The organism is Nonomuraea sp. NPDC003707, assembly GCF_053587055.1.
On record NZ_JBSFNK010000012.1, the window covers coordinates 226,111 to 236,488 of the forward strand.

Consider the following 10,378-nt stretch of genomic DNA (forward strand, 5'->3'; position numbering starts at 1 on the left):
AACCAGGCGTCCCCCTGCACCGTCTCCTCATGGTCCCCATCCGTCGCAAGGAGTCGCCGTGCGTGTTCTGCTGCTCGTCCCAGCCGCCACCCTGTTGCTCTCGTCCGCCACCGCCCAAGCCGACGTCGTGGAGTACGAATGCAAGGTCCGCGCCACGGGCGAGACCCAGGACGTGAAGGTCGAGGTCGAGCTGACGGTGCCCACGGACGCGCAGGTGGGCGAGGAGATGGCCATCGGCTGGCACGGCACGTACGTGGAGGGCTCCGAGTTACGCGCACCCACCACGGGCCTGGAGGACAATCTCAACCTGTACGCGTACGCGGGCATCAGCGGCATCGAGAAGCTGACGTCGGCCACCGGGGTCGCCGCGATCGGGCCGATCATTCCCGATTCTCCCGTCCCGCTCCCCGCGACGACGGTCAACCTGAAGACAAAACCCAACAACCCGGGCACCGGCACCGTACGCGCGGCCTCGATCAACTTCGGCACCGACTCCAGCGATCGCGCGATCGAGTGCGAGGTCAAGGACAAGGACGCCCTGCCGAAACACCCCCTCACCATCCCCGGGACCGGCGAGACCACGAGCCCCAGCCCCAGCGAGACGGACGAGACCACGAGCGCCAGCCCCAGCGAGACGGACACGAAGACCAGAACCCCGGCGGGCGCGGCCGACACGGGTGGCGGTGGTGAGGCAGGGCCCGACGGGCGGGTGCTGGTGGGGGTGGGGGGCCTGCTCGTCCTCGCCTCCGCAACCGGCCTGGTCCTGCGGCGGCGCAGGGTTGTAGCGGGCTTGTAGCGACCCTGTAGGACCCGGGCTGATCGTTTACGGCAGAGGGGCGCGAGAAGCCCCCCTGTCCCGAACAACGAGGGAGAGTCCCATGGTCAAGACTGTTCGCCGGTACGCCAAGTACGCCATCAGCACGCTGTCGACCGCGGTTTTCGTCCTCAACGGCTGACACCCAGGTGTCCCCCGGGCGCTCCGGGCCCGGGGGCACACTGCACCATCGCGACAGGAGGGCGAGGCGTGTTCGGCACAGCGGTGCGGCAACTGGGCTACGCGTGGACGATGATGTCCGGCCGCAGGTTCCGGATCAAGGACGTGCGGGCGCTGGTGGAGGACACGCGGGCGACCATGGAGGCGTTCGGATCGCCCGGCGAGGGCTCCGACGACATGCTCGCCGCCGCCGACCCGGAGATCCAGGAGGACCTCACCAAGCGGCGCCTGCGCCGCACGATCAGGCACGCCCGCGCGGAGGTCCCGTACTACCGCGGTCTCGAGTCGGACGACCTGGCCGGCATCGCCCCCACCCCCAAGCAGGCACTGCGCGGCATGTCCGCCGCGTTCGTCTCCGAGCTGGCCCGTCCCGCCGTGCTCGCGCACACGACCGGCACGACCGGCAGCCCCACGCTCGTGTGGTTCTCCGCGTACGAGATCGAGCTGATGTCGTCGATGGCGGCGCTGGCCGCGATGCTGAACGGCGGCCTGCGCTCCGAGCACCTGTGGGCCAACGCCATCAGCTCCCGTTCCATCGCCCAGATCGTGGCCGAGCGGGCGGTGCCGATGACGGGCGCGGGCTTCGTGCACCTCGGCATGATCGACCCGCGCGCCACCCTCGACCGGCTGGCCACGCCGATGCACGTCCCCGGCAAGCAGCCCCTCATCACGCACCTGAACGTGACCGCCTCCTACCTGGCCGCGCTGGTGCAGGAGGCCGAACGCGGCGGCTGGAGCCCGCGCGACTTCGGGCTCATCGAGGTGACGTCCGGCGGCGAGGTGCTCACCGACGCGCTGCGCCTGCGCGCCGAAGAGGCCCTGGGTGCCAGGGTCTACGACGGCTACTCCATGACCGAGATCGCGCCCGTCACCGGGCGGGTGTGCGATGACGGCCACCTGCATCTGCCCTCCGACCAGGGCCTGATCGAGGTGCTCGACCCGGTCACCATGGAGCCCGCCGGGCCGGACGCGCTCGGCGTCCTGGTCGTCACCCCGTACTCCACCTTCCGCGACACCACGCTGCTGCTCCGGTACGTCACCGGCGACCTGGTCAGAACCCTGCCTGAGCCGCCCACGTGCGCGCTGGCGGCAATCCCGGCGACCTCCCGCGTCCTGGGACGCGCCGTGGACGGCGACGTGACCACCCGTGACGTGCTGGACCTGCTGCAGGCCGAGCACGCGCTGCCGCTGCCGACCAGGTTCGCGGTGGAGGACGGGATCCTGCACGTCGTGTCGGGCAAGGACGACCCGGCGCTGCTCAGCCGGCTGGAGGAGCGGGCCGCCGCGACGAAGCTCAAGGGCATCGTGCTGGTCGAGAGCCCGGACGACCTGCCGCGCCCCTGCCACGTCCGGGCGGACCTGATCGAGCAGAGCTTCGAGCACGCCGCGCACCTCCCGATCGGAGTCCGATGACCGCGCACGTCCTGGGCCTGCACACGCTCATCGCGCTGACCGTCGCGCTGGCGGCCCTGTTCCTGTCCCGGTACGAGATCCCGCGACCGCCGGTCGGCAAGTTCGTCGGGTCCGACATCGCCGTCATGATCGTGGCGCTGGTGGCGATGCCGTTCGCGTACCTGCACATCCCCGTCGGCATCGTCGTGACGATCTTCGGCGTCGTGGTGTTCACGATCGCGCAGCTCACGCTGGCGCCGGTGCTCGGCGGGCGGACGGCGGCGATCGCGGCGGCGGTGCTGGTCGGCGGCGACGTGGCCGCGTACTTCGCCGGCTGGGAGCCCGCCGTCCTCGTGCTGAACGACGTGGCGGTGATCCTGCTCGTCGTCGGCGTGGTCAACCTCTGGGTCCAGACGGCCGTCACCCCGGCCCAGGTGGCCGCTCTGGCCGCCGCGTTGACCTGCTACGACACGCTCGCCACCGGGCTCAGCTCGCTCACGCTCGACTTCGTGGCGCGGCTGGACGGGCTGCCGTTCGCGCCGGTGCTGGCCACCCGCTACGGCGCCGACGCCTCGCTCGTCGGGCTGGGCGACTGCCTCATGCTCACGTTGTGGCCGCTGGTGGCGTACAAGAGGTACGGTCGGCGCGCCGGCTGGCTGGCCGCCGGGATCGACGCCGCGCTGCTGGCCGTCGCGGCCACGGCCTTCCTGTCCGGGAGCGGCGCGATACCGCTGCTGACCCCGCTCGGCCCGCTCATCGTCGCGCAGTGGCTCTTCTGGCGCACCCGCCCGATCCCGGCGCCGTCGCGGCCGGTGGTGGAGCGGGCGCTGGGCGAGATGATCCCCGCGGGCGTGTGGGTGGCGCTGGCCGACGGCGAGATCGTGGGCGAGGGCCCCACGCCGGGAAGCGCCCGGCGGGCGGCACGGCAGTCGGGCCTCGCAACCGTCCCCGTGGTACGGCACCGCCCGGCCGAGTAGGTCAGCCCTGGGCCTCGTTCAGGAAGCCCTCGACCTGGGCCCGTTCCGGCCCGCTCTCGAACAGCTCGGCCGACTCGCGCCACACGGCCGCCGCGCACGGGTGCTCCCCCAGCTCGGCGTACGCGCGGCCAAGCTCCCTGAGCACGCGGGCCCGCCAGGTCGGCGGCCCGCCGGGCCCGAGCCCGTCGCGGGCGGTGACCAGCAGGCCGAGCGCCTCCGCGGCGCGCCCCTGCCGCAGCCGCACCTCGCCCAGCGCGTACGTGGCCAGCGCCTCCCCCAGCCCGTCCCCGCACTCGCGGAAGAGCGACCTGGCCCGGTCGAGCGCGTCCACGGCCTCGTCGAACCGCCCGAGCGCCCCCAGCGCCTCGCCGAGCCTGCGCAGCACCTTGCTGGACGCGACGCGATCCCCGATCATCTCGCTGACCACCAGGCTCTCCTGGTAGCACCACACGGCCTCGGCCACCTCGCCGCTCAGGTAGCAGGCGGTGCCCAGGGCCCGCAGCAGGTCGCCGCGGGCCCGCCGGTCCTCCCCCGCCTTGGCCAGCCGCTCCTGGCAGAGCCGCACCGCCTCGCCGTACCGGCCCAGCTCCATGTGGATCCAGACGGGCCACGTCCAGGCGTAGTCGAGCCCGCCCTCGTCACCCAGCTCCTCCATCAGGGCGATGGCCCGGTACGCCTCGTCCAGCCCTTCCTCGAACAGCCCTGCCCCGTGGAGGCAGGCCGCCCGGTTGATCAGCGCGTACGCGGCCCCGTGCGAGTCCCCGATCCGCAAGCAGTCCTGATATATCCGCTGGAAGTGCTCTCCCGCCGACCCATAGGCCCCGCGCGACAGCGGCACCCCGGCCAGCACCAGCTCGGCCCGCAGCGCGATCCGCTCGCTCGGCGCCGCCGCGATCACGATCCCCTGCAGCCGCTCCACGTCGTCGAAGAACCCCTCCAGGTTCAGGTACGCCGACAGGTGGTGCGCCAGCTCGGCCGCCTCCTCCGCCATCCCCAGCTCGACGGCCGCCGACACGCTGTGGACGAGCGTCCTGCGCTCGGCGGCCAGCCACGCGATCCCGACCCCGTCGATCGCCTCGGCCTGAGGGAAGGGCGGCGCGGTCGGGATGGGCAGGTCGCTGGTGGCCGCCCTGAGCCGGCGCAGGCACTCCAGCACGTGCCGGGTCAGCGCCGCCCGCTGCTCCTCCAGGTCGTCCTCGACCCGGGCCCGCTCTTCTGCGTACACGCGTAACAGGTCGTGCAGGCGGTAACGCGGCTGTCCCGCCCCGTCGACCTCGCCCGAGTCGAGCATCCCCCTGGCGACCAGCGTCTCCAGCGCCGCGTCCGCCTCCAGCCCGGACGAGCCGAGCAGGGCCGCCGCCGACCACTCGGCGATGCTCCCCAGGTCGGCCAGCCCCAGCAGCCTGAACGCCCGCCGCGCCGGCTCCGGCAGGGCCGCGTAGCTCTCCCCGAACGTGCCCCGCACGTCCAGCCCGCCCACGATCAGCTCGTCGAGCCGCCGGTCCTCGAGCCTGCTGGCGAACACGCCGACCGGCCAGGACGGGCGGATCGCCAGCCGCGCGCCCGCCACCCTGATCGCCAGCGGCAGCAGCCCGCAGGCCTTCAGGATCGCCCGCGCGGCCTCCGGCGCCGCGCGGAAGCGCGCCCCGCCCGCCACGCGCTCCAGCAGCAGCCGGGCGTCGTGCTCGCCGGGCAGGTCGAGCTGCAGCCGGGTGGCCCCCTCCAGGGCGGGCAGCCGCGACCTGGACGTCACCAGCACGCAGCTGCGCGCGGTGCCCGGCAGCAGGTGGCGCACCTGCGTCTCGTCCTGGGCGTCGTCGAGCACGATGAGCACGCCCATGTCGGCCAGGCGCTGCCTGAGCAGGCTCGCCCGCTCCTCCAGCGGCCCCGGGACCAGCGTGCCGTCCACGCCCAGCGAGCGCAGCAGCTCGCCGAGCAGGTCCTCCGGCCGCCGCGGGCCGGCCGCGTCCCGGCCCAGCCGCAGGAAGACCTGCCCGTCGGGGTAGTCGGCGCGTAACAGGTGCGCCGCGTGCACGGTGAGCGTGGTCTTCCCCACCCCCGGCAGCCCCGAGACGACCACGATGGGCGGCGACATCCGCTCCGGCCGGGCCCGCGCGGCGGGGAGCAGCACGTCCAGCTCGGCCTTGCGGCCCACGAAGTCGGAGGTGTCGGCGGGCAGCTGGCACAGCGGCACGCGCGGGGAGACCGGGGCGCTCGGCGCGGGATCGCCGGCCAGCAGGGCGGCGTGCAGGTCGGCCAGCTCGCGGCCCGGCTCGATGCCCAGCTCGCTGCTGAGCACCGCGCGGGCCTGGCGGAAGGCGTCGAGCGCCTCGCTGCGCCGCCCGCTCCTGTGCAGGGCCAGCATGAGCTGCGCCCACAGCCGCTCGCGCAGCGGGTCGGCCGCGACCAGCGTGCGCAGCTCGGCCACCAGGTCCTCCCCGCCGAGCTCCAGCCGGACGTCGATCCACTCGGACCTGGCCAGGAGGAGCTGCTCCTCCAGCTCGGCGATCCTGGGCTCCATGGCGCTGCCGAGCCGGCTGTCCTCGGCGGGCCTGCCCCGCCACAGGGACACCGCAGCCTTGTAGGCCTGCTCCGCGGCCTGGTGCTCGCCCGCCTGCCGCGCGCGCCGCGCCCGGCGTACGAGGTCCTCGAACGCGAGCAGGTCGAGCCGGTCGGGCGACAGCTCGCACGCGTACCCGGCGGGCTCCGTGCGCAGGCGGAGCGCGGTGCCGCTGACGACGCGGCGCAGCTGGGAGACGTACGTCTGGAGGTTCGCCACGGCGGAGCGCGGCGGGTCGTCCCAGACGGCGGCGACCAAGCGCTCGGTTGAAATCACGACGTTGGGATGAAGCAGCAGGACGCTGAGCACCGCGCGCTGCTTGGCGCTCAGCCGAACGGGCCCTTCTGCGCCTTGTACGCGTAAGGATCCCAGAATCGAGAAATCCATCGTGGCAATCTCCCCGAGGCCGTCCGGACCCACGACGCAGTACATCCCTTGCCGGATGTTTTGGCAACTGCCGACCTTGACGGGTCTAGTTTGATGTCATGGGATATCTGCCGATCGGCGAACATGGGCTGATCGGCGACCTGCGGACGGTCGCCCTGGTCGGCACGGACGGCACGATCGACTGGTACTGCTGCCCGCGCTTCGACGCGCCGAGCGTCTTCGGCTCGATCCTGGACACCGAGCGGGGCGGCTGTTTCGAACTGGCCGCCGACCTCGACATACGGACCAAACAGTTCTACATCCCCGACACGAACGTGCTCGTCACCCGGTTCTTCGCGGACGAGGGGATGGCCGAGGTCCAGGACTTCATGCCGGTCGTCGAGGAGGAGACGCACGAGGCCGACCGGCACCGGCTGATCAGGCGGCTGGTCTGCGTACGCGGCTCGCTGCCGTTCCGCGTGCTGGTCGCGCCCCGGTTCGACTACGCCGCGCAGGAGCACAGCGTGCGGCTGCACGACGACCGGGCCACGTTCGAGTCATCCGGGCTCTCCCTGACCTTGACCTCGACCGTGCCGCTGGAGAGCGACGGGCGTGACGTGCGGGCATGGTTCACGCTCTCCGAGGGCGAGCAGGCCGTCTTCGCCCTCGACCGGTCCGACATGGGGCTCGGCCCGAAGTCGTGCGCGCTCGCCGAGGCCGAGCAGGAGCTGGCCGACACGGTGCGGTTCTGGCGGTCGTGGCTGTCCGGCTCCCGTTATCGCGGCAGGTGGCGGGAGATGGTGCACCGCTCGGCGCTGACGCTGAAGCTGCTCACGTACGCGCCGACCGGCGGCATCGTCGCGGCCCCCACCACGAGCCTGCCGGAGCAGATCGGCGGCCCGCGCAACTGGGACTACCGCTACGTGTGGGTGCGCGACGCGGCCTTCTGCGTGTACGCGCTGCTGCGGCTGGGCTTCACCGAAGAGGCCGAGGCGTTCATGAACTTCCTGTCGGAGCACGTCACGCTCGGCCGCGGCGACCAGTCGGCCCCGCTGCAGATCATGTACGGCATCGACGGCCGCGTCGAGTTCCCGGAGCGCGAGCTCACCCACCTGGAGGGCTACCGCGGATCAGCCCCGGTACGCGTGGGCAACGCCGCCGCGGACCAGCTCCAGATGGACATCTACGGCGCGCTCATCGACTCCGTCTACCTGTACGACAAATGGGGCAAGCCCATCTCCAGCGACCGCTGGGACGAGCTGTGCACGCTGGTCGACTGGGTCTCCGACAACTGGGACCAGCCGGACGAAGGCATCTGGGAGACCCGCGGCGGGCGCAAGAACTTCGTCTACTCCAGGCTCATGTGCTGGGTGGCCATCGAGCGGGCCATGCGCATGGCCATCCACCGCGGGCTCCCGGCCGACATCCCGCGCTGGCGCGAGGCCCGCGACGGCATCTACCGGCAGATCATGCGGAACGGCTATTCGGCCACGCTGAACGCCTTCGTCCAGCATTTCGGCGATGACGTGCTGGACGCGTCGGTGCTGATGATGCCCCTGGCCAAGTTCGTCTCGCCCATGGACCCGAAGTGGCTGTCCACGCTTGACGCGCTCGCCGACGGGCTGGTCTCCGACTCGCTGGTGTACCGCTACGACCCCGAGGCCAGCCCCGACGGGATGCAGGGCTCGGAGGGCACGTTCTCGATCTGCACGTTCTGGTACGTCGAGGCGCTGGCCAGGGCGGGCCGGGTGGAGGAGGCCCGCCGGGTCTTCGACAACATCCTGAGCTACGCCAATCATCTGGGCCTGTACGCCGAGGAGATCGGGCGCTCAGGGGAGCAACTCGGCAACTTCCCCCAGGCGTTCACCCATCTGGCGCTGATCAGCGCCGCCTTCAACCTCGACCACGCCCTGGGTTGACGCGTTCCGCTCCGGCAAACTGGGCGGATGACGTCGAGTGATCACGAACCGGCCACGCCGTTCGAGGAGCGGTTGTGGGCGGCGCACCAGGACGGGCAGGACGCGCTGTGCCTGAGCCTGCTCCGCGACGCGGACCTGGCGCTGCCGATCACCGCCGCCGCGGCGGACGGGACCGAGGCCCCCGCGTGGGCGACCGCCGCCGACGCCGAGCGGACATGGCTGCTCGCCTACACCTCCGTCGAGGCGATGCGGCTGGCCACCGGGGGCGTCGCCACGCACTGCCGCGTCCTGTCGCTGGTCGAGCTGGCGGCCGGCTGGCCGGACCCGCGGTGGGGGCTGGCGATCAATCCGGGGCTGACGGCCGCCTTCATGCTGGAGTCGGGGACGGTGGCCAGGCTGGCGGTGCCCACGCTGGCCGCGGACCTCGTGCTCGACCCCGGCTCGGGGGTGCCGGCGGTCCAGAAGCTGCTGTCCCCCGCCGCCATCCATGACCTGCTGACCGGGGGCGAGCCGCGCGTCTCCGGCTACTGCCATCACGCCCTGGACGTCTCGCACATCGCTACGCCCGTCGTGCTCGCCGACGCGCTGGGGCAGCCGGACCTGCTGACCGAGAACGGCTCGCTCAACATCCTGCGCTGGCGCCCCGTGGACCTGGCCGGCTACCGCACCCCCTACGGCGGGACCGACGAGGAGCGCAGGGCCGCGGTGGCGGGCTGGGTGGTCGAGGAGCCGCCGTTCGTGGGGATGGGCCTGGTGCCGAACGTCGACCAGGTCATCCGCGAGTACAAGGTGTACGGCGTGGGCCTGCCGCACGGCGCGGAGATCTGGGAGCTCACCTCGGGAGGGACGGAGCACCGGCGCGCGATCTACCACGGCGACCTGGGCCGGTGGCTGCTGATCGGGAGGCGGACGGGATGAGCTGGCACTTCTACCGGGCCCGCTGGCAGGGGGCGGACTACGTGGCCAGCCCCGAGCCGCACTCCCTGGAGCTGTGGATCCGGCTGCGCAGCCCGGAGCCGGCGGACGGGTTCGAGGAGGTCGAGCCCGGCTGCCACGTACGCCCGGTGCCCGCGTCCGAGTGCGCGGCCCTGGACTTCGTGACGACGGTGTGCACCTGGCGGGGAGAGCGCTTCCACGTGCACGGCGAGCGTGACGGGCGGCTGCTGCTCGAATACCTGGGCGGGTCCGCGCCCGCGGCGGTGGAGCTCGGGCTGGAGCGCGTCGAGCGGGGTGTGTACCGCCTCTGGGTGCCCCGGGCCGAGGTGACGGATCTCCACGAGCACACCGAACCACTAAATGTCGGGAAACAACACTTTTGAACACACTCTTGTCTGATGGTGTTCATGTGACGGAAACTAACTAGAAACGTGGAAGTTTCGTAAGAGGATTTCCCGTAGACGGGAGGCCTGGCTTCAGGGGGTGTCATGGAGTCGCTCGACCAGCCTGATTCGGCGGCGATGAGGGCATACGCCGACGAGCTGCGCGCCATGTTCCGGCAGATCCAGGACGCGGGCATGGAGCTGCACGCCCAGGCCAGAGGGGTGCAGTTCACCGAGAAGTCACGCGACGGCCTGGTGTCGGTCACGGTCGGCCCGCGTGGCGAGCTCGTCCGGCTCGACCTGGACCCGCGCATCTACCGGCGGCCCGAGGCACGGCAGCTGGCCGACACGATCGTCGAGACGGCTCAGCGGGCGGCGGCCGGCGCCCGCGAGCGCGTCACGGAGATCTTGGAGCCGGTGATCCCCCGTGCGGAGCTCGAGGCACACCTCGACGGCGACGTCGAAACCGCCCTGACGCAACTCGCCGAGCGGATGGAGGGTGAACGATGAGGCTCTGGGACGGTACGCAGATCATCAAGCCCAGCGTGGACCGGGGGCTGTCCGAGTGGTCGACGATGGCCGAAGACCTCGAACACGAGTCGGCGAGGCTGGTCGCCCTGGTCCAGGAGGCGCTCGAGGCCGCCCCGTGGGGTCCCGGCGCCGAGGGGGAAGCGTTCAGGGCCGCCCATTTCCGCAACGACGGCCCCAACCAGATGCTCAGCCAGTGCACCCAGCTGGCCAAGGAGATCACCGGTGCGGGGAGCGGGGTGCGCACGGCCGTCGACAACACCCTGAAGATGGATCTCGACATCAAGCGCGACATGGCGGCCGGGCGGGTGCGGGAAATCTGA

General features: G+C 72.0%; 9 protein-coding genes. 8 read left to right on the forward strand and 1 reads right to left on the reverse strand.

What is annotated here, in order from left to right; all coding sequences use genetic code 11:
* Positions 1-58: 58 nt before the first annotated feature.
* The 3 genes from ACWDRB_RS30550 to ACWDRB_RS30560 all read left to right on the forward strand — a co-directional run bounded on the left by ACWDRB_RS30550 (position 59) and on the right by ACWDRB_RS30560 (position 3,363).
* Positions 59-796 carry a hypothetical protein gene (locus ACWDRB_RS30550; protein ID WP_449899380.1) on the forward strand — a complete coding sequence of 246 codons (738 nt, stop codon included), beginning with the start codon at positions 59-61 and terminating at the stop codon, positions 794-796.
* Between the two features lie 228 nt (positions 797-1,024).
* The gene (locus ACWDRB_RS30555) at positions 1,025-2,407 is read left to right on the forward strand and encodes a phenylacetate--CoA ligase family protein (protein ID WP_449899383.1); all 1,383 of its coding nucleotides are present in this window, start codon (positions 1,025-1,027) and stop codon (positions 2,405-2,407) included.
* A complete protein-coding gene (locus tag ACWDRB_RS30560) occupies positions 2,404-3,363 on the forward strand; it encodes a hypothetical protein (protein ID WP_449899385.1) in 960 nt (319 codons plus the stop codon). Before ACWDRB_RS30555 ends, ACWDRB_RS30560 begins: the two co-directional genes overlap by 4 nt.
* Before the next feature lies 1 nt (position 3,364).
* Here the strand turns inward: ACWDRB_RS30560 and ACWDRB_RS30565 are convergent, their stop codons facing one another.
* Entirely contained in the window at positions 3,365-6,310 is a 2,946-nt protein-coding gene (locus ACWDRB_RS30565; RefSeq protein WP_449899386.1) for a BTAD domain-containing putative transcriptional regulator, read from the reverse strand.
* Positions 6,311-6,408: 98 nt separating this feature from the next.
* Here ACWDRB_RS30565 and ACWDRB_RS30570 point away from each other — a divergent pair, with 98 nt between their 5' ends.
* The 5 genes from ACWDRB_RS30570 to ACWDRB_RS30590 all read left to right on the forward strand — a co-directional run bounded on the left by ACWDRB_RS30570 (position 6,409) and on the right by ACWDRB_RS30590 (position 10,378).
* Positions 6,409-8,208, forward strand: coding sequence for a glycoside hydrolase family 15 protein (locus ACWDRB_RS30570; protein WP_449899387.1), 1,800 nt, complete (start codon positions 6,409-6,411; stop codon positions 8,206-8,208).
* Between the two features lie 27 nt (positions 8,209-8,235).
* Positions 8,236-9,126: an SseB family protein gene (locus ACWDRB_RS30575; RefSeq protein WP_449899389.1), complete on the forward strand. Its 891-nt coding sequence runs from the start codon at positions 8,236-8,238 to the stop codon at positions 9,124-9,126.
* Positions 9,123-9,527 (forward strand): hypothetical protein, encoded by a 405-nt coding sequence (locus tag ACWDRB_RS30580; protein ID WP_397365798.1) that lies wholly within the window; start codon positions 9,123-9,125, stop codon positions 9,525-9,527. The genes ACWDRB_RS30575 and ACWDRB_RS30580 overlap by 4 nt, the downstream gene beginning before the upstream one ends.
* Positions 9,528-9,632: 105 nt before the next feature.
* Positions 9,633-10,037: a YbaB/EbfC family nucleoid-associated protein gene (locus ACWDRB_RS30585; protein ID WP_350728221.1), complete on the forward strand. Its 405-nt coding sequence runs from the start codon at positions 9,633-9,635 to the stop codon at positions 10,035-10,037.
* Positions 10,034-10,378: a hypothetical protein gene (locus tag ACWDRB_RS30590; protein WP_355199544.1), complete on the forward strand. Its 345-nt coding sequence runs from the start codon at positions 10,034-10,036 to the stop codon at positions 10,376-10,378. Before ACWDRB_RS30585 ends, ACWDRB_RS30590 begins: the two co-directional genes overlap by 4 nt.

Coding starts and splice junctions, on each gene's coding strand:
- ACWDRB_RS30590 (WP_355199544.1), top strand. CDS start 10,034: ATGAGGCTCTGGGACGGTACGCAGATCATCAAGCCCAGCGTGGACCGG.
- ACWDRB_RS30570 (WP_449899387.1), top strand. CDS start 6,409: ATGGGATATCTGCCGATCGGCGAACATGGGCTGATCGGCGACCTGCGG.
- ACWDRB_RS30560 (WP_449899385.1), top strand. CDS start 2,404: ATGACCGCGCACGTCCTGGGCCTGCACACGCTCATCGCGCTGACCGTC.
- ACWDRB_RS30575 (WP_449899389.1), top strand. CDS start 8,236: ATGACGTCGAGTGATCACGAACCGGCCACGCCGTTCGAGGAGCGGTTG.
- ACWDRB_RS30585 (WP_350728221.1), top strand. CDS start 9,633: ATGGAGTCGCTCGACCAGCCTGATTCGGCGGCGATGAGGGCATACGCC.
- ACWDRB_RS30565 (WP_449899386.1), bottom strand. CDS start 6,310: ATGGATTTCTCGATTCTGGGATCCTTACGCGTACAAGGCGCAGAAGGG.
- ACWDRB_RS30580 (WP_397365798.1), top strand. CDS start 9,123: ATGAGCTGGCACTTCTACCGGGCCCGCTGGCAGGGGGCGGACTACGTG.